18 protein-coding genes are annotated in these 17,202 nt (G+C 68.8%); 6 read left to right on the forward strand and 12 right to left on the reverse strand.

Features of this window, described 5'->3' with window-relative positions:
- Together ACREPD_RS00005 and ACREPD_RS00010 are read right to left on the reverse strand one after the other, a co-directional pair.
- Positions 1-904 (reverse strand): FAD-dependent oxidoreductase (locus ACREPD_RS00005; protein ID WP_431597379.1); only part of this gene is annotated, 904 nt, incomplete at its 3' end.
- A gap of 530 nt (positions 905-1,434) precedes the next feature.
- The gene (locus ACREPD_RS00010; protein ID WP_431597380.1) at positions 1,435-1,983 is read right to left on the reverse strand and encodes a hypothetical protein; all 549 of its coding nucleotides are present in this window, start codon (positions 1,981-1,983) and stop codon (positions 1,435-1,437) included.
- A 146-nt stretch (positions 1,984-2,129) separates the two neighbouring features.
- Between ACREPD_RS00010 and ACREPD_RS00015 the strand changes: the two genes are divergently transcribed.
- Together ACREPD_RS00015 and ACREPD_RS00020 are read left to right on the forward strand one after the other, a co-directional pair.
- Entirely contained in the window at positions 2,130-3,089 is a 960-nt protein-coding gene (locus ACREPD_RS00015) for a pyridoxal-phosphate dependent enzyme (RefSeq protein WP_431597381.1), read from the forward strand.
- A complete protein-coding gene (locus tag ACREPD_RS00020) occupies positions 3,086-3,697 on the forward strand; it encodes a YdcF family protein (protein ID WP_431597382.1) in 612 nt (203 codons plus the stop codon). Before ACREPD_RS00015 ends, ACREPD_RS00020 begins: the two co-directional genes overlap by 4 nt.
- 36 nt (positions 3,698-3,733) lie before the next feature.
- Here the strand turns inward: ACREPD_RS00020 and bioC are convergent, their stop codons facing one another.
- The 5 genes from bioC to bioB all read right to left on the reverse strand — a co-directional run bounded on the left by bioC (position 3,734) and on the right by bioB (position 8,653).
- Positions 3,734-4,618: a malonyl-ACP O-methyltransferase BioC gene (bioC, locus tag ACREPD_RS00025; RefSeq protein WP_431597383.1), complete on the reverse strand. Its 885-nt coding sequence runs from the start codon at positions 4,616-4,618 to the stop codon at positions 3,734-3,736.
- 83 nt (positions 4,619-4,701) lie between these two features.
- Complete coding sequence (locus ACREPD_RS00030; protein ID WP_431597384.1) at positions 4,702-5,484, reverse strand: SDR family oxidoreductase; 783 nt, start codon at positions 5,482-5,484, stop codon at positions 4,702-4,704.
- Positions 5,485-5,543: 59 nt separating this feature from the next.
- Entirely contained in the window at positions 5,544-6,305 is a 762-nt protein-coding gene (bioH, locus tag ACREPD_RS00035; RefSeq protein ID WP_431597490.1) for a pimeloyl-ACP methyl ester esterase BioH, read from the reverse strand.
- Between the two features lie 22 nt (positions 6,306-6,327).
- The gene (gene bioF, locus ACREPD_RS00040; RefSeq protein WP_431597385.1) at positions 6,328-7,539 is read right to left on the reverse strand and encodes an 8-amino-7-oxononanoate synthase; all 1,212 of its coding nucleotides are present in this window, start codon (positions 7,537-7,539) and stop codon (positions 6,328-6,330) included.
- A 79-nt stretch (positions 7,540-7,618) separates the two neighbouring features.
- A complete protein-coding gene (bioB, locus tag ACREPD_RS00045; RefSeq protein WP_431597386.1) occupies positions 7,619-8,653 on the reverse strand; it encodes a biotin synthase BioB in 1,035 nt (344 codons plus the stop codon).
- A 70-nt stretch (positions 8,654-8,723) separates the two neighbouring features.
- Between bioB and ACREPD_RS00050 the strand changes: the two genes are divergently transcribed.
- From ACREPD_RS00050 to ACREPD_RS00065, 4 genes are all read left to right on the forward strand, one after another.
- Positions 8,724-9,425, forward strand: coding sequence for a ComF family protein (locus tag ACREPD_RS00050; RefSeq protein ID WP_431597387.1), 702 nt, complete (start codon positions 8,724-8,726; stop codon positions 9,423-9,425).
- Between the two features lie 71 nt (positions 9,426-9,496).
- Positions 9,497-10,060, forward strand: coding sequence for an HdeD family acid-resistance protein (locus tag ACREPD_RS00055; RefSeq protein ID WP_431597388.1), 564 nt, complete (start codon positions 9,497-9,499; stop codon positions 10,058-10,060).
- Between the two features lie 48 nt (positions 10,061-10,108).
- Positions 10,109-10,588, forward strand: a complete 480-nt coding sequence (locus tag ACREPD_RS00060; RefSeq protein WP_431597389.1) for a SecDF P1 head subdomain-containing protein — start codon at positions 10,109-10,111, stop codon at positions 10,586-10,588.
- A 1-nt stretch (position 10,589) separates the two neighbouring features.
- A complete protein-coding gene (locus ACREPD_RS00065; protein ID WP_431597390.1) occupies positions 10,590-10,982 on the forward strand; it encodes a hypothetical protein in 393 nt (130 codons plus the stop codon).
- A 144-nt stretch (positions 10,983-11,126) separates the two neighbouring features.
- Here ACREPD_RS00065 and ACREPD_RS00070 read toward each other — a convergent pair whose 3' ends face one another.
- From ACREPD_RS00070 to ACREPD_RS00090, 5 genes are read right to left on the reverse strand one after another with little or no spacing between them, the layout of a single operon-like run.
- Entirely contained in the window at positions 11,127-12,935 is a 1,809-nt protein-coding gene (locus ACREPD_RS00070; RefSeq protein ID WP_431597391.1) for an MFS transporter, read from the reverse strand.
- Positions 12,936-12,984: 49 nt separating this feature from the next.
- Positions 12,985-14,100: an N-acetylglucosamine-6-phosphate deacetylase gene (gene nagA, locus ACREPD_RS00075; protein ID WP_431597392.1), complete on the reverse strand. Its 1,116-nt coding sequence runs from the start codon at positions 14,098-14,100 to the stop codon at positions 12,985-12,987.
- Positions 14,097-14,873 (reverse strand): DeoR family transcriptional regulator, encoded by a 777-nt coding sequence (locus tag ACREPD_RS00080; protein WP_421567851.1) that lies wholly within the window; start codon positions 14,871-14,873, stop codon positions 14,097-14,099. Before ACREPD_RS00080 ends, nagA begins: the two co-directional genes overlap by 4 nt.
- Before the next feature lie 33 nt (positions 14,874-14,906).
- Entirely contained in the window at positions 14,907-16,235 is a 1,329-nt protein-coding gene (locus ACREPD_RS00085; protein WP_431597393.1) for a D-tagatose-bisphosphate aldolase, class II, non-catalytic subunit, read from the reverse strand.
- Between the two features lie 38 nt (positions 16,236-16,273).
- A complete protein-coding gene (locus ACREPD_RS00090) occupies positions 16,274-17,200 on the reverse strand; it encodes an ROK family protein (RefSeq protein ID WP_431597491.1) in 927 nt (308 codons plus the stop codon).
- Positions 17,201-17,202: the final 2 nt, after the last annotated feature.

The following is a 17,202-nucleotide window of genomic DNA, read 5'->3' on the forward strand; positions in this document are numbered from 1 at the left end:
CTTCGGGCTCGACGAAGATCTGGTGGCTGGCCTTTTCGGCGAAGCGCACCACCTTGTCCTCGATGGACGGGCAGTAACGCGGGCCGATGCCTTCGATCTGGCCGCTGTACAGCGGCGAGCGGTGCAGCGCGCCACGGATGATCTCGTGGGTCTGCTCGCTGGTATGGGTGATCCAGCAGCTCACCTGCGCCGGATGCTCGGACACGCTGCCCAGGAATGACATCACCGGGCGCGGGTCGTCGCCGGGCTGCTCGTCCATGACGCTGTAGTCCAGCGAACGGCCGTCGATGCGCGGCGGGGTGCCGGTCTTCAGCCGGTCGATCGCAAACGGACGCTCGCGCAGGCGCGCGGCCAGCGTGGTGGCCGGCGGGTCGCCCATGCGGCCGGCGGCGTACTGGGTCTGGCCGACGTGGATCTTGCCGGCCAGGAAGGTGCCGGCGGTGAGCACCACCGCCGGCGCATTGAACTGCAGCCCGGTCTGGGTGATGACGCCGCGCACCGCGTCGCCGTCGATCACCAGGTCATCGACGGCGGCCTGGAACACGGTCAGGTTCGGCTGTGCCTCGACCATCCCGCGGATCGCCATGCGGTACAGGTTGCGGTCGGCCTGGCAGCGCGTCGCGCGCACGGCCGGCCCCTTGGAGGCGTTGAGCGTGCGCCACTGGATGCCGGCGCGGTCGGCGGCATGCGCCATGGCGCCGCCGAGGGCGTCGATCTCCTTGACCAGGTGACCCTTGCCGATCCCGCCGATGGCCGGGTTGCAGCTCATCGCGCCGATGGTTTCCACGTTGTGGGTCAGCAGCAGCGTACGCACGCCGCTGCGGGCGGCCGCCAGCGCGGCTTCGGTGCCGGCGTGGCCGCCGCCGATGACGATGACGTCGTAGCCGTAGAAAGAGTCGGTCATGGGTAGCTCGGGAGCGGGCCGGAACGGCCCGGATCAGCCCTGGGGCAGGGCGTGGCAGGTGATTTTAGCGCCGATCGCGGCAGGTCCGTGAACCGTGGCCGGCCAAGGCGGCGGCCGCCCCAGCGAAAAAAAAACGATATTCACCCTCAAGTTGGCACGTTTTCTGCAGATAACCCAATAGCACCCAGGATGGCAGGTGCCTTAGGGCGCTACGAACCGGAATTGGAACAGGGGCCGGTTCTTGCGCATCCAGGGGAAGCAGAGGGGTCGGCAGTCGGGGGACTGTCGGCCCTGTTTTTTTGTGCCCGCGCCACGTAGGGGGCGCCAAACAAAAGGCCCCGCCATGGCGGGGCCTTCTGCTTTATAGGTGCCGACATCCGACAGGGCCGGAACAGGGGGGATCCAGATGTTCCTGTCGGATATCGACATAGAGCTCAATGTGACGCCCCGTGTCGTTTTTGTCACTTTTCGACCGAGGCCGTCACCACCCGGCTAGATTGAACTGCCAGGGGCGTGAAAATCAAGCGCCTTCATCTCTCTTGTGTGCGCTGGTTCACCCTATCCATATTTCGCCAGGGTGAACCGTTCGACCGCTGCGCCGGCGGATTGGGCCGCGACTGCGGTGCGCTGACCGGCCGCTGCTGCTGGACCTGCTGCGGCGGGCGATCCGGGCGCTGCGGGCGGCCGCCCACCGAATCCATGTTCCGCCACGGGGAGCCGCCGTTGTAGGGCGGGCGCGGGCGGTCCGGCGGACGCACCTGGCCACCCTCGCCGTTGCCGGGACGCGGCGGCGGGCGATGGTTGTGCGGCGGGCGATAGTTCGGGTACGGGCGGTAGATCGGGTAGCTGTTGTAGCCACCGTAACCCCCGTAGCCGTAGTAGCCGCCACCACCGTAGTAGCCGCTGCCGTAGCCATAGCCGTTGCCGTAGCCATACGGATAGCCGGCCGGGTAGCGGTACTCCACCGATGGCGCGCCGTGGTAATAGCCGCTGCCACCGCCACCGCCGACGTAGTCGTAGGTGGCGCAACCGGACAAGGCCAGCAACAGGCCGCCGGCAAACATCAGGCGCATCTTCATGATCGGGTCCCCCCAAGGGTATGGCCCCAGCTTCAGGCCGGCGCATTGAATCGGCCCTTAACTTCGACCCATCCGGATGAATGGTTGCCATCGTGTCACGTTCGGCGCGGGCGGTGCGAATCGGAGGCTTACGTTAATCTTGTGTCATGACCGATTCATCCTTGCCCTGTGCCGATGACCTGTTGGCCGCCGCCGCGCGGATCGCGCCGCACGCCAGCGTCACCCCCGTGCTGCAGTCGCGCAGCCTGGACGCCCTTGCCGGGGCGCGGCTGGCCTTCAAGGCCGAGCATCTGCAGCGCGGTGGCGCGTTCAAGTTCCGCGGCGCCTGCAATGCGGTGTGGGCACTGAGCGATGCGGTGGCCGCGCGCGGCGTGGTCACTCATTCGTCCGGCAACCATGGCGCCGCGTTGGCCCTGGCCGCGCGCACCCGCGGCATCGCGTGCCATGTCGTGGTTCCCGAGGGCGCGGTGGCGGCCAAGCTGGCCAACATCGTGCGCCATGGGGCGACCCTGTGGCGGTGCGAACCCAGCATCGCCGCGCGTGAGGCGATGTGTGCGCGCGTCGAAACCGACACCGGTGCGACCCTGGTCCACCCCTATACCGACCGCCAGGTGATCGCCGGGCAGGGCACGGCTGCGCTGGAACTGCTGCACAGTCACGGCCCGTTCGACACGCTGGTGGTGCCGGTGGGCGGTGGCGGACTCGCGGCAGGCACCCGCCTGGCGCTGCAGGCCGCCGCCCCGGGCACGCGGCTGGTGCTGGCCGAGCCGGCCGGGGCCGCCGATACCGCGCGCTCGCTGGCCGCGGGCGAGCGGCGCGTGGACTTCACCCCCGATACGATCTGCGACGGCCTGCGCGGCACCCTGGGCGCACCCAACTTCGCGCTGCTGCACGGCGCCGCCGAGGTGATCACCGTGAACGACGCGGACACCGTCGCCGCCATGCGCCTGCTCTGGCAGGTGCTGAAACAGGTGGTGGAGCCCTCTTCGGCGATCGCGCTGGCCGCGATCCTGTCTGACCCGGCGCGCGTTGCCGGGCAGCGTGTGGGCGTGGTGCTGTCGGGCGGCAACGTCGATCTGGACGCATTGCCCTGGACCGGCGCATGACCCGGCGCGCGCGCGTAGGCCTGATGGGGTGGGTGTGGCGGCTGTGCATCCTGCTGGCCGCCTGGCTGCTGTGCGTGACCGCATGGATCGTCTGGGTGGGGGAGCGCGACCAGGCTGCGAAGGCCGATGCCATCATCGTGCTCGGCGCGGCCGCCTATGACGCCAAGCCGTCGCCCGTGTTCGAGGAGCGCATCCGCCACGGGCTGGATCTGTACCGGCAGGGCTACGCCCCGCTGCTGATCTTCACCGGCGGCTATGGCGGCAGCGGCGCACGCTTCTCCGAATCGCAGGTGGCGCGTCGCTACGCGCTCAAACAGGGCGTGCCGGAAGAGGCCATCCTGATCGAAACCGCGTCGCGCACCACCCGGCAGAACCTGGTCGAGGCGCGCCGGTTGATGGACCAGCACAAGCTGCACCGGGTGATCATCGTCAGTGATCCGCTGCACATGGCCCGCGCGCTGCGCCTGGCCCAGGAGCTGGGTATCGACGCGCTGGCGTCCTCCACGCCGAGCACGCGCTTCCGCAGCTTCCACACCAGCTGGAAGTTCCTGGCGCAGGAAATCTATTTCTTCCATCGGGACATGTTCCCGTCGTCGAACGGTTCCTGACCGCGCCGGACACGCATGGCGTGTCCCTACGGAGGGTTACGTGGTCTTGCGCCGGATCGGAATCGCCGACACCGGCACGCTGGCAACATCCTGCCCTCGCTCGCGGATCGGCGCACCCGCTTCAGGTGCCCACGCGTGCGCATAGATCACTTCCCAACTGCTGGGCAGCTTGCCATCGTCGCGGCGCAGCGGTTCGTAGGCCGCACGTGCAGCGGCGAAGCGCCCACGGCCGGTCAGGGTATGTCGGCGGTCCTGACGCGCGTTGGTGGCGCCGATGGCGCGCAACTCGCGCATCAGGGCATCCAGGTCGTTGTAGGTCAGCGTGAACAGGTCGCGGTCCAGCACCGGATCGCGGAACCCGGACATCATCAGCGCGTCGCCGAACTGGGCGATGGGCGGGAAGCGGCTGACATGCGGGCTGTTGTCGGCACTGGCAAACGCGTCGCGCAGTTCGATCAGCGTCTCCGGGCCGAACGTGGAACACAGCAGCAGCCCGCCCGGCTTGAGCGCGCGCCGGAAGCCGGCGAACACCGCCGGCAGATCCTCCACCCACTGCAGGCACAGGTTGCTGTAGATCACGTCGACACTCTGGTCCAGCACCGGCAGCGCCTGCGCGTCGCCGCACACGCGGGAAAACGGCTTCCACCAGCCTGCCTGTTTCTTCGCCTCGCGCAGCATCGGCGCGGCCAGATCCAGCGCGATCACCTGCGCCTTCGGCCAGCGCTTCTTCATGGCCGCGCTGGCGTGCCCGGTGCCGCTGCCTACATCAAGAATCACTTCCGGCTGCCGGCTTTCCAGGTAGTCCAGCGATTCCAGCAGCCGCTTCTCCACCTCGCGCTGCAAGGCAGCGGCGGCGTCATAACTGCTGGCGGCGCGCGAGAACGCGCGGCGGACGTGATGGGGATCGAAGCTGGAAGTCATGAAAGGCTCACTACGGAGAACGGACAACATGCCGGGAGCATCCCCGGCCGGTAGCGCACGACCGTGGGTCGTGCGGCGGAAACTCAGAACGTGCCGGGATACGCCCCGCCATCAATCAGCAGGTTCTGGCCGGTGATGTATCCCGAATGCGCGCTGCACAGGAATGCACAGGCCGCACCGAATTCGTCGGCAGTGCCGAAGCGTCCGGCCGGAATATGGGTGCGCTTGCGCTCGGCGATCTGCCCGGCATCGACGCCCTGCTGCTGGGCCATGTAGGCGAAATTGCCGCGCAGGCGGTCGGTATCGAACTGGCCGGGCAGCAGGTTGTTGAGGGTCACGTTGTGGGCGACGGTGCGACGGGCCAGCCCGGCCACGAAGCCGGTCAGGCCCGAGCGTGCGCCGTTGGACAGGCCCAGGATGTCGATGGGTGCCTTCACCGACGAGGAGGTGATATTGACCACGCGGCCGAAGCCACGCTCGATCATGCCGTCCACGGTGGCGCGGATCAGCGCGATCGGCGCGAGCATGTTCGCGTCCAGCGCGGCGATCCAGTCGTCGCGCTCGAACTGGCGGAAGTCACCTGCCGGCGGACCGCCGGCGTTGGTGACCAGGATGTCCACCTGCGGGCAGGCCGCCAGCGCGGCGGCTCGGCCCGCTTCGGTGGTGACGTCGGCGACGACGGTCACCACCCGACCGGCGCCGGGCAACGCCTGCAGTTCCAGCCCGGCGCGCTGCAGCGCTTCCTCGCCACGCGCGGCGATCACCACGTTGACCCCTTCGCGCGCGAGTGCCCGCGCGCACCCCAGCCCCAGGCCTTTACTGGCGGCGCAGACGAGGGCCCAACGGCCGGCGATTCCAAGATCCATGGGTCAGTTCCGTAAGCGAAGGCAGGGAGACATGATCGGCGATGCGCGTGCGCGGTGGGTCAACCGAGCGCGGCAACGAAGTGTTGCAGCTGCGCGGCCACCTCGTCGGTATGGCCCAGGAAGGGCGCATGGCCTCCGTGGGCCACCACATGGGCCGTCGCCTGCGGCGCCAGCGCGGCGCCGGCCTGCATCGCCCGCGCCGACACCAGCCGGTCACGCTGGCCCGCCAGCCACAGGCTGGGCACGGGCAGGGCGGGCAGTGCGCCGCGCAGATCGGTGTTCTCCAACAGGTGCAGGCCTTCCTGCAGCGCCCTGGGCGCGGGCTCGCCGCGCTCCACCAGGGTGGCGCGCAGCGTGCGCAGTTCCTGCCGGGCATGTTCAGAGCCCATGGCGTCCAGCGCCAGGAAGCGCTCCAGCGTGCCGCGATAATCTTCGGCCAGGTCCTGGCCGAACTGCGCGAACACCGACGGTTCCACCGCGTGCGGCCAGTCCTCGCCACGCACGAAGCGCGGGGTGGCCGCGATCATCGCCAGCCCGCGCACCTTGGGCATCGTGGCTGCCGCGTGCAGGGCGAACAGGCCGCCCAACGACCAGCCGCACCACACCGCCGGGGGTGTCGCGGCGGCAATGGCACCGACCACGAACGGCAGTCGCAGCGGCGTGGCATCGTCGCGACTGTGGCCGTGACCCGGCAGGTCCACCAGGTGCAGTTCGAAATGCGCGGAAAGCCGTTCGACCAGCGGCGCGAACACGCCGCCATGCAGCGCCCAGCCGTGGATCAGCACCAGCGCCGGACCGGTGCCGACGACCTCGATGTGCATGCTCACGCCCAACCGCCCTGCATCACGCGCTCAGCGCGTCCAGCGATTGCTGGCGCAGCACCTGGTCGCGCGCATGCGCGATCGCATCGGTGAGTGCGCGGACCTGCGGCACCGTGTGCAGCGCGGACAACGTCACGCGCAGGCGCGCCTTGCCTTCGGGAACGGTCGGCGGGCGGATCGCACTGACCAGGAAACCGGAAGCCTCCAGTGCCGCCGACAGCGCCATCACCGTGGCCTCGGCGCCGCACAGCAGCGGTTGGATCGGGGTGTCGGACGGCATCAGCTCCAGGCCATGCTGGCGTGCACCGGCGCGGTACACGCTGATCAGTTCGGCCAGCTTTTCGCGGCGCCAGTCATCGCGCCGCGCCAGCTTCACCGCCGCCAGTGCGGCCGCTGCCTGTGCCGGCGGCACCGCCGTGGTGTAGATGTAGGGGCGGGCGGTTTCGGCCAGGTGCTGGATCATCGCGTCATCGCCCACCACCACCGCACCACTGCCGCCAAGCGCCTTGCCCAGCGTGATCAACTGAAGCGGCACATCGGCCACGCCCAGCCCGGCCTCGGCCACGCAACCGCGGCCGTGCTCACCGACCACGCCAATGCCGTGTGCATCGTCCACGTACAACAGCGCTTCCTGCATGCGCGCCACCAGCGACAGCGAGCGCAGCGGCGCAATGTCGCCGTCCATGCTGAAGACGCCGTCGGTGACCAGCATCGCCGCGCCGTCGGGCGCGTGCTTGAGCTGGCGCAGCGCGCCTTCGGTGTCCAGGTGCGGGTAGCGGCGCAGGCGGCAGCCGGCCAGGCGCGTGGCGTCGAGCAGGCTGGCGTGGTTGAGCCGGTCCTGCACGCACACATCGTCTTCTTCGCTGAGCAATGCCTGCTGCACCGCCAGGTTCGCGGCGAACCCGCTGCCGAACAGCAGCGCACGCGGATAGCCCAGCCAATCGGCCACTTCCTTTTCGAGCGCCTCATGCAGTGCATGGTGGCCGCAGATCAGGTGCGAGGCGGTGGCCCCGGCGCCTTCGCGCGCGGCGGCATCCTGCAGGGCGCTGACCACGCCGAACTGCTGGGACAGGCCCAGGTAGTCGTTGCTGCAGAAGCCGGTGAGCCATTGGCCGTTGACCTCCAGGCGCACGCCATCGCGCCGGGTCACGGTGCGGCGCACCCGGATGCGGCCCTGCGCGTCGCGAAGCTTGCGCTGGGACTGAATGCGGTCGTGCAGGTCAGGACGGGCCATGGTCGTCAATGTCATGGGCGGGCAGGGCAGCTAGCGTACCCGGTTGCCGGGCGTTGCGCTGCACCGCCCGGGGGAGGGCTCAGGCCGCCTGTCCGCATCCGCCGCCGCACGTAATGTCGGCGTGCACCGTACCCGGGTGGTCATGTCCGGCCGCGTCCACCTGCACCGCCATCGGGCGAAGGCCCAGCCGGCTGAACAGGGCCAGGTCGCGTTCGGTGTCGGGGTTGCCCGTGGTCAGCAGTTTCTCGCCATAAAAGATGGAGTTGGCCCCGGCCACGAAGCACAGCGCCTGCAACTCGTCGCTCATCGCCTCGCGTCCGGCCGACAGCCGCACCATCGCCTTGGGCATGACGATGCGCGCCACCGCGATCATGCGCACGAATTCGAACGGGTCCAGCTCGGCGCTGCCATGCAGCGGTGTGCCGGCGACCTGCACGAGCCGGTTGATCGGCACCGAATCCGGGTGCGCCGGCAGGTTGGCCAGCGCCAGCAGCAGCCCGGCGCGGTGCGCGCGGGTTTCGCCCATGCCGACAATGCCGCCGCAGCAGGTCTTCAACCCGGCCTCGCGCACGTGCTCCAGCGTGTCCAGCCGATCCTGGTACCGGCGGGTGTGGATGATGGAGTCGTAGTAATCCGGCGCCGTGTCCAGGTTGTGGTTGTAGTAGTCCAGCCCGGCCTCGCGCAGCGCCACGGCCTGCGCGCCGTCGAGCATGCCCAGGGTGGCGCAGGTCTCCAGACCCAGCGCCTTCACCTCGCGGATCATCGCCGCCACCTTGGGGATGTCGCGGTCCTTGGGCGAACGCCAGGCCGCACCCATGCAGAACCGCGACGCGCCGGCGGCCTTGGCCTGGCGGGCCTTGGCAACCACCTCTTCGGTGGCCATCAGCTTCTGAGCGCTCACGCCGGTGTCGTAGCGCTGTGCCTGCGGGCAGTACGCGCAGTCTTCCGGGCAACCGCCGGTCTTGACCGACAGCAGGGTCGACACCTGCACCTCGGCCGGGTCGAAGTGCTCCCGGTGCACGCCCGCCGCCCGGTGCAGCAGCTCGGGGAAGGGCAGGTCGAACAGTGCCAGCAGTTCCTCGTGGTGCCAGTCGTGGCGGATGACAGAAGCCATGGGAGTGTCCTGACAGATTGGGCGATGAAAGGGCGGCAGTCTGGTGAGGTTGAGAGGGGCTGTCAACCTTATGGTCTTTGGTAAAGTTTACGATGCGCTGGGCTGGCTTGGACGTCAGTGCCTGCCGCTGCGCTGCCTGGTCTGCTCCAATCCCGGCAAGGATGGCCTGGACCTCTGTGCGGCCTGCCATGCCGAGCTGCCGTGGAACGACCACGCCTGCCCGCTGTGTGCCTTGCCGCTGCCGTCCGGTGAGCCAGTGGGTGCCTGCGGGGCCTGCCTGCGCGAGCCGCCGCGCCAGGTGGGGGCGGCGGCCACGTTCCTCTATGCGCCCCCCATCGACCGGCTCGTGCTGCGCTTCAAGTTCCATCAGGACCTGGCGGCCGGACGGCTGCTCGCGCAGCTGATGCTGCAGGCGGTGCCAGCCTTCGCAACGGACCCGTTGCTGCCCATGCCCCTGCATGGGCGCCGGCTGCGTGAGCGCGGCTACGATCAGGCGCGGGAGCTGGCGCGTCCGCTCGCCCGCGAACTCGGCCTGCCGCTGTGGTCGGGGCTCTGCCGCAGCCGGGCCACCGTGGCGCAGTCCACGCTGGACGCCGACGCGCGCCGCCAGAACCTGCGCGGCGCCTTCGCCGTACAAGCCACCCCGCCTCCACGGTTGACCCTGGTCGACGACGTGATGACCACGGGCGCAACGCTGGACGCGGCGGTGCGTGCGCTGCGCCGGTCGGGGCTGCAGGAGGCCACGCTGTGGGTCTGTGCCCGGGCGCCCTGAACCCCCTTGTCACGGCGTGCACAGGGCGCAGGCCTAGAATCGCGGTTGACCCTTCCGCCAGGAACACCGCCATGAGCCAGGCTCCGGAACTGCGCAGCACCTCGCTGTTGTCGTTGGTTGGCCGCAGTTGGTGGGTGGTGCTGCTCTACGGGCTGCTGGCGGTGGGCTTCGGCCTGATCGCCATCACCCGGCCGCTGTCCGCCGCCGCCGGGCTGGCCTGGGCGATCGGCATCATGGCGCTGGTGGAAGGCCTGATCAGCCTGTTCGCGGTGTTCAGCGGCAACAGCGGCACGCCGCGCGGCTGGGCGCTGGTCTACGCGCTGGCCTCTATTGGTTTCGGCGCGCTGGCGGTGATCAACCCGCTGGTGACCGCCAAGGTGCTGGTGCTGCTGCTGGCGATCTGGCTGATCATGGCCGGCATCTACCGCATCGTGTTCGCCATCCGCGTCCGCAAGCAGATCGAAGGCGAGTGGCTGCTGATCGTCAGCGGGCTGCTGGCCATCGTGCTCGGCGCGATGATGGTGGCCAATCCGCTGGGCGGGGTGGCAGTGACCACCCTGTGGATCGGTATCGGCAGCCTGATATACGGCGTGCTGCAGATCGTGGTGGCGTTCCGGCTGCGGAAGTTGCGCTGAACCCCTCCGTTCGGGCAACAATGCCCGCACCACACGGGGACGACGAACATGCGCAAGGGATGGCGATGGGGCCTGTTGGCCGCGGGTATGCTGCTGGCAGCCTGCAACAAGGACGGCACGGCCGAGCGACTCGATGTTCCTCGCGGCAACCCGCCGCGCAGCGACGCGCGCATTGAGATGCGGCTCGTGTCCCCCGATGAGTCAGGCGTTACCGCCCGGTTGCCGAATGGATCTGTGGTCAAGCTGGTGGGCCCGCCCATCATCACGACGTCGGCCATCGCGAGCGTGCGCCAGGAAGTCGGTGAGGATGGACTGGCAAGCATCTACTACACCTTCACCGAATCCTCCGGTCCGCGAATCCAGCGTGCTACTGAAGGGTTGGTCGGACGCGCTGCGGTGATGACGGTTGATGGCGAACCAATCAGCCAGGCGATGATCAGCGGCCCGTTCGGCAAGAGCATGATGACCTCGGGCGTGGATCCGGATGAAGCACGGGAACTGGTTTTCCGGATGACAGGACAACGCTGAAATGGAACGTACAGGCCCCAAACGCGGCTGCACCGGATCAGGGCATGCCGCGCTCGACTTCAACAACGTCCGGCTGGCAGATGCCGTTATACGTAGCGTTGTTTCGACGGGTAACGAACTTCGAGTTATCTATGTCGATTGGCGCGAGGTTGAACAGGGGCTGACCTTTCGCGATCTGGCCGGCTACCAGTCGTTTAGTCCCGAGGGGAAGGATCTCAGCCACGGCAACCGTGTGGAGATGGATCCCTTCATCGCGTTTGCGTGCCAAGCCGCCGAAGAAGAGGAGGTGGAAGGCTTCAGGGCGTACTCATTCATCGCCGCGTGCAGCGGTGCGGTCATTCTCAAGATCGTTGCCAAGGATGTGGTGATCTGTGAAGCGGGCACTCAAGCATGACTGCAGAGCTGTGCAGCCTTCGAATGCCAGGCGGCATCTTTGCGTTTGAATCTGCTTCTGGATCGGGTCGAGTGCTGGCGGCGACCAACCTAAGAGATACGTAGTCGTCGCTCCAACGTCCTGACCAGCACGAGGTAGACGCGTTCAGCGGAACTTCGCCTCGATCTCCTCCAGCGTTTTGCCCTTGGTTTCCGGCAGCAGGAACGCGGCGACCAGGAAGTAGAGCAACGTGCACCCTGCCCAGAAGAAGAACATGCTGGCGTAGCCGTGGTGGCCGACCGTAGGAAGGAAGATCGCGGCGATCACCGTTGACACGAACTGGTTGATCAGCAGCGCGATGCTCATGCCGTTGGAACGGATCCGCGTGGGCATCAGTTCGGACAGCGCCAGCCACACGCACACGCCGGGGCCGAAGGCGAAGAAGGCCACGAACAGCAGGATGCAGCCGGCGACCAGCCAGCCGTGGGTGGGCGAGGGCACCGGGCCGACGACGGCACGCTCGATCACCAGCGGCGCCTGCGCGGCGGCGGCCGGGTCCGGGAACGGATTGAGGTGGATGCGGCGGAAGAACGCACCGATCACGCTGTCGGCCGACACCGCATCTTCGCGGCGGATCTGCAGCGTGGCATCGATGGGGTTGTCGCTGCGCAGCGAGCGCACGTTGCTGAAGCCGCCGTACGCATACGACACGGTGAGCTGCTGCGGCTGGGTACCGGCATTGCCATCCAGGCGCTGCCACTGCGCGGCGTCCATCGGCAGCGACAGCGTGTGTCCGGTGACCTGCTGCTGCAGCGCCGCCTGCACGTCCAGCCGGCCGTGTTCGCTGCGCACGAACAGCAAGGCCGCACCCAGCAGGGCGACGGTGATGCCGCCGGTGCCTAGCATCAGCAGGAACTTGCGGCCCTTGCGGTCCACCAGCACCAGCGCCACCACGGTCATCAGCGCGTTGAGCAGCTTGATGGAGACGTCGGCCCAGTTGGCCGCCGCACCGGGCAGACCGGCCTGATGGAGGACGTTCACCGCGTAGGCCAGCACCGAGTTGATGCCGGTGGCCTGGGTGAAGGCCAGCACCAGGCACGCCAGCACGAACGGCCACACGTAACGGCGGCTCAGCAGCGGGTCGCGCTTGGCCGGGGTGCCGTCGCTGGCCGGCGCGTCCGGCACCTGCATGCGCGCGAGCGTCGCCTCGACCTCGGCGGGCGCCACGGTGCGTTGCAGCGCGCTGCGGGCCTTGGCGATACGGCCACGGCGCACCAGCCAGCGCGGCGATTCGCTGATCAGCAGCACGCCGCCGGTGAATACCAGCCCGGGCAGCAGGCAGCTCCAGAAGATGGTGCGCCAGGCGTGGTCCTTCACTGTGTAGAGCAGGCGCTGCTGCTCCTCGCCTGGCAGATGCGCCACGGCAGCGGTGGCCACGTCCACGCTGTGGGCGTGATACAGCCCGATCACGGCCGCCAGTACGAGCCCGATGGTCAGCAGCAGCTGGAACATGGCCGCACCGCGTCCGCGCCGTTCCGGGCTGAGCACCTCGGCGAGGTACAGCGGCACCACCACGCCGATCAGGCCACCGCTGATGCCCTGCAGCAGCCGCCCCATCAGCAGCGGGCCGTAGCCTTCGGACAAGGCCATCACCGGAATGCTGGCGGTGAACAACACGCCGGCCAACGCCATCGCGCCACGCCGGCCGATCAGGTCGGCAACGGCGCCGGCAAACAGCGAGGACAGCACGCTGCCCAGCAGCACCGCGGCCACCACGAAGCCCAGTTGCTGGGTGGTGAGGTGCCAGCTGGCGGTGGCCGTGGCCTCCAGATAGGGCAGGGCACCGGCGATGATGCCGATGTCGATGCCGTAGAGCAGGCCGCCCATGCCGCCGATGAACAACAGATAGCGCACCGGCCAGCGCGGGGCGCGGTCGGAAGCGGGCACGGGCATGGCGGCGGAAACGTCGTTCATGGTGCGGTCCTGTCTACGGTGGAACGCGCCGCCTGCGGCGCGGAATCAGTCAATCAAGCGCGATGCATTCGCCTTCCACCACGACCTGCTGCACGCGCAGGTCACGGTCGAGTACGACCAGATCCGCCCAGGCGCCGGGCTGCACGCGGCCGCGGTCCGGCAGGCCCAGATAGTCGGCCGGGAAGCGTGAAACACGGTTGGACGCGTCATCCAGCGCCAGTCCCAGCGCAACCAGGTTGCGCAGCGCCTGGTCCATGGTCAGCGCGCTGCCGGCCAACGAGCCGCTCTCCAGGCGTACGCAGCCCAGGCACTTGTGCACCCGCTGCACGCCCAGCGCATATTCGCCATCGGGCATGCCGGTGGCGGCGGTGGCGTCGGTCACGCAGTACAGGCGCGGAATCGCGCGCAGTGCGGTGCGGATCGCGCCGGGGTGGACGTGCTGCAGGTCGGGAATCAGTTCGGCGTATTCGGCGTGGGCCAGGGCCGCGGTGGCGATGCCGGGGTGGTAGTGGTCTACGCCGGTCATGCCGTTGAACAGGTGCGTGAAGCCGGCCGCACCCGCCTCCAGCGCCGCCACGCCATCGGCGTAGGTGCCGGCGCTATGGCCCAGCTGCACGCGGATGCCCAGCGCGCACAGCGCGGGAATCAGGGCCTGGTGCTGGCCAATTTCCGGCGCCAGGGTCAGCACCTTGATCGGCGCGATGGAGTGCAGGCGGCGCACCTCGTCCAGCGTGGCCTCGACCATCAATGGCGGCTGCGCACCCAGGCGTTCGGCGCTGATGAAGGGGCCCTCCAGATGCACGCCAAGCACGCGGGCCGTGCCCGGGGCGCGCTGCGCGATGGCAGACGACAGGCCCTGCAGGGCGCGCACGATGTCATCCGCATGCGCGGTCATGGTCGTGCCCAGCATCGCGGTGGTGCCGTGCCGTGCATGCGCGCGTGCCACGGTGGTGGCGGTGTCCCCGCCCTGCATGATGTCCACCCCGGCACCGCCATGCACGTGCAGGTCGATGAAGCCGGGCAGGATCAGCGGCACCTCGTCCTCGCCACGGGGGTCCGTGTGGTCGCTGCAGATCGCGACGATGCGCGCGTCGAAGTGGATATCGCCACGCACCCAGCCGTTCGGGGTCAGGAGGCGGCCATGCAGGGACGAGGCTGGGGTCAAGGGGTGGACTCGGCGATGATCACTTCGATGCCCAGCTTCTGCAGCCCTTCCAGGTACTCGGGGGCGATGCTGGCGTCGGTGATGATGGTGTGGACCTGCTCGAGGCGGGCGATGCGGTGCAGGCTGACGTGGCCGAACTTGGAGGCGTCGGTCAGCACCACCACGCGCCGGGCGCGTTCGACCATGCGGTGGTTGAGGCTGGCCTCGGCTTCGTGGTGGGTGGTCAGGCCGAACTGCAGGTCCAGGCCGTCCACGCCCAGGAACAGGGTGTCGAAGCTGTAGGTGTTGAGGCTGGCCTCGGCCTGGCTGCCCTGCAGGGACAGCGACTGCTTGCGCAGCAGCCCACCGGTCAGCAGCAGCTCTACGCCCGGCGCGTTGGCCAGCTCCCAGGCGATGTTCAGGCCGTTGGTCATCACCGTCACGTCGCGGTGCGCGCGCAGGTGCCGCGCCAGCGTCATGGTGGTGGAGCCGGAATCGATGATGATGTTGTCGCCCGAGCGCACCAGCCGCGCGGCATGCGCGCCGATGCTGTCCTTCAGCGGCAGGTTGAGGGTGTCCTTCTCATGGATGTCCTGCTCCAGCGGCGGCTTGCGCACCAGCGTCGCACCGCCGTGGGTACGGGTGGCCAGGCCCTGCGACTCGATGTGGGTCAGGTCGGCGCGGATGGTCACCGCCGACACCCCAAAGCGCTCGACCAGTTCGCTGACCTGCACGTTGCCGTGTTCCACCAGCAGTTGCAGGATCTGTTGACGACGCTGGCGTGTGTTGCGCATGGAGGCGATTCCGTTCGGAAGGAAAGCCGAAGCTTACCGTTCCGAAAGCTCCGTGGCGCAAAAAGCTTCGTTATTTGGGTCAAACACGTTGCGAGCGCAAGCGCGGGCGTATTCCGCCAGACGCAGGCCCACCTTGTGCTGGATCAGCGCGAGCGGCTCGGCGCGTAGCGCGCCGGTCTCCACCGCCGTGCGCTGCTCCGGCAGGAACTGGCTGAGCAGGATCAGCGGCGGCGCGTGGCGGGTGAGGTTGTCCATCAGCGTGGCCAGCGCTGCCCGCACCGGCGGTTCGCCCCAGTAATAGCGGCTGCGGTCGCTCAGCGAGTAAGCGCGCAGCAGGCGCAGTTCGTGCGCGTCGCCCTGGTAGTAGCTGCGCCAGCTGGCCGGCTTGTCCTGCATGCAGCGGTCGAGCACCTCGATGAGCTGCGAGCAGTCCGGCGCCGGCAGCAGCTCGCGCTCGATCATCGCCAGCGCGAAGACGGCTTCGCGGAAGGCATACGTGGCCGCAGGGCCGACCTTGAGGATGGCGAAGTGGTCGCGCACCAGGGCATGCAGGCCGGCTTCGGTCTGGTAGTCGGTGGAGTGCGCCTCGAACACGATGCGCGGCTGGGTGCCTACAAATGCAGACAGTGCCTGCGCGGCCGCCGGGTCGTAGTGGTGCACGCTGCTGTGGTCGAAATCCACGCCCGGCTGCACCACCATCGCGATGACGCGTTCCCAGGCCGGCAGAAGATCCGGTGCCGAGAATGCCTCGCGGTGGATCGCCAGGGTGGTCGCTGCGGCGGCCGGCGTGGTCACCGCCAATCCCCCTTCCAGCGACGCTTCACCGCCGGGTATCGGTACTTCGGTGCCGATCACATAGACCGGCGGCGGCAACCCGTGTTCGGCAGCCGTGCGTTCGGCGATGCGTGCCAGTTCGGCCGAGCGCGCAGCCACGACCGCATCCGGCAGCGGGCTCGGATCATCGGCGCAGGACATGCTGCAATCCAGGTGGATCTTGTGGAAGCCGGCGGCAACGTAGGCTTCGATCAGCGTGCGCGCGTTGGCCATCGCGGCCTCCGCCGGCCCCTTCTGCCACGCATTCGGGCCGAGGTGGTCCCCGCCGAGGATCAGGCGTTCGGTCGGGAAGTCCTGGCTGCGCGCCAGTTGCAGCACGTAGTCGCGGTACTGCGGCGGCGTCATGCCGGTGTAGCCGCCGAACTGGTCCACCTGGTTGGAGGTGGCCTCGATCAGCAGCACGGTGTCGTAGTCGCGCGCGACCTGCATGGCGGCCAGCAGCACCTGCTCGTTGCTGCAGCACACGCTGTACAGGCCAACGGGCTGGCCCTGGCGATGGGCGGCGATCAACGATTGGACGGCAGACATGGCAACGCTCCAGCGTGGCGGAAGGGAAAGAGGGGGAGTCAGCGCGCGGGATGGTGCTGGCGTGCCAGCAGCGCTGCACCGCGGGCACCGCCGGCATCGCCGAAGGCCGGCGGCAGGATCGGCGGCACGCGCGCGCCGTTGAACAGGTACGGAGCGATCGCCGCGGGCAGGTCGCGGTACAGCTGTTCCAGCTTGGAAAGGCCGCCGCCCAGCACGATCACGTGCGGGTCCAGGGCCAGGATCAGGCTGGCGAAGCTGTACCCCAGCAGATCGCGGTGGATCGCCAGCGCCTGCAGCGCGATGGCATCGCCACCGTGGGCCAGCGCGACCACCGCCGAGGCGTCCACCGCGGTGCCGCCCTTGCGCGCGTGGATCATCGCCAGGCCGCTGCCTGACACGTAGCGCTCAAGACACCCGCGCAGGCCGCAGCCGCAGTCCAGCAGCGGCAGGTCGTGGCGCAGCTGCAGCGTGGCGGGCAGGCTCCAGTGGCCCCACTCGCCGGCAATGCCGTTGTTGCCGGCCACCAGCTGGCCGTCCAGGCAGTACCCTCCGCCGGCGCCGGTGCCGAGGATCACCCCGAACATGCTCGGGTAGCCTGCGGCCGCACCCCCATGGGCTTCGGACAAGGCAAAGCACTGCAGGTCGTTGCCCAGTGCCAGCGGGCGCTCGAGTCGCACCTGCAGGTCGTGCCCGACGGTGCGACCGCTCAGCGCCGGAACATTCGCGCTGAGCTGGCGGCCGCTGTCGCGGTCACGCACCCCGGGCAGGCCCAGGCCCACGGCATGCGCACGCGTTCCCAAGGCGGCATCGGCGGCGTCCACCAACTGGCCGATCGCCTGGACGAACGCCGGGTAATCGTCCGTAGGCGTCGCCACGCGCTGGCGATGGTGCACCTGCAATGCCGCGTCGCACGCCACCAGCTCGATCTTGGTGCCGCCGATGTCGATGCCGTACCAGGTCTGCATGG

Source organism: Stenotrophomonas sp. (assembly GCF_050737075.1).
In the GTDB taxonomy this organism is placed as follows: Bacteria; Pseudomonadota; Gammaproteobacteria; order Xanthomonadales; family Xanthomonadaceae; genus Stenotrophomonas.

Excerpts from the sequence above, each read along its gene's own strand:
- ACREPD_RS00060 (WP_431597389.1), top strand. The coding sequence starts at position 10,109 with ATGCGCAAGGGATGGCGATGGGGCCTGTTGGCCGCGGGTATGCTGCTG.
- bioH (WP_431597490.1), bottom strand. The coding sequence starts at position 6,305 with ATGCACATCGAGGTCGTCGGCACCGGTCCGGCGCTGGTGCTGATCCAC.
- ACREPD_RS00020 (WP_431597382.1), top strand. The coding sequence starts at position 3,086 with ATGACCCGGCGCGCGCGCGTAGGCCTGATGGGGTGGGTGTGGCGGCTG.
- ACREPD_RS00055 (WP_431597388.1), top strand. The coding sequence starts at position 9,497 with ATGAGCCAGGCTCCGGAACTGCGCAGCACCTCGCTGTTGTCGTTGGTT.
- ACREPD_RS00090 (WP_431597491.1), bottom strand. The coding sequence starts at position 17,200 with ATGCAGACCTGGTACGGCATCGACATCGGCGGCACCAAGATCGAGCTG.
- ACREPD_RS00015 (WP_431597381.1), top strand. The coding sequence starts at position 2,130 with ATGACCGATTCATCCTTGCCCTGTGCCGATGACCTGTTGGCCGCCGCC.
- ACREPD_RS00030 (WP_431597384.1), bottom strand. The coding sequence starts at position 5,484 with ATGGATCTTGGAATCGCCGGCCGTTGGGCCCTCGTCTGCGCCGCCAGT.
- ACREPD_RS00085 (WP_431597393.1), bottom strand. The coding sequence starts at position 16,235 with ATGTCTGCCGTCCAATCGTTGATCGCCGCCCATCGCCAGGGCCAGCCC.
- bioB (WP_431597386.1), bottom strand. The coding sequence starts at position 8,653 with ATGGCTTCTGTCATCCGCCACGACTGGCACCACGAGGAACTGCTGGCA.
- ACREPD_RS00080 (WP_421567851.1), bottom strand. The coding sequence starts at position 14,873 with ATGCGCAACACACGCCAGCGTCGTCAACAGATCCTGCAACTGCTGGTG.
- ACREPD_RS00070 (WP_431597391.1), bottom strand. The coding sequence starts at position 12,935 with ATGAACGACGTTTCCGCCGCCATGCCCGTGCCCGCTTCCGACCGCGCC.
- ACREPD_RS00065 (WP_431597390.1), top strand. The coding sequence starts at position 10,590 with ATGGAACGTACAGGCCCCAAACGCGGCTGCACCGGATCAGGGCATGCC.
- bioC (WP_431597383.1), bottom strand. The coding sequence starts at position 4,618 with ATGACTTCCAGCTTCGATCCCCATCACGTCCGCCGCGCGTTCTCGCGC.
- ACREPD_RS00050 (WP_431597387.1), top strand. The coding sequence starts at position 8,724 with ATGGTCTTTGGTAAAGTTTACGATGCGCTGGGCTGGCTTGGACGTCAG.
- bioF (WP_431597385.1), bottom strand. The coding sequence starts at position 7,539 with ATGGCCCGTCCTGACCTGCACGACCGCATTCAGTCCCAGCGCAAGCTT.
- ACREPD_RS00010 (WP_431597380.1), bottom strand. The coding sequence starts at position 1,983 with ATGAAGATGCGCCTGATGTTTGCCGGCGGCCTGTTGCTGGCCTTGTCC.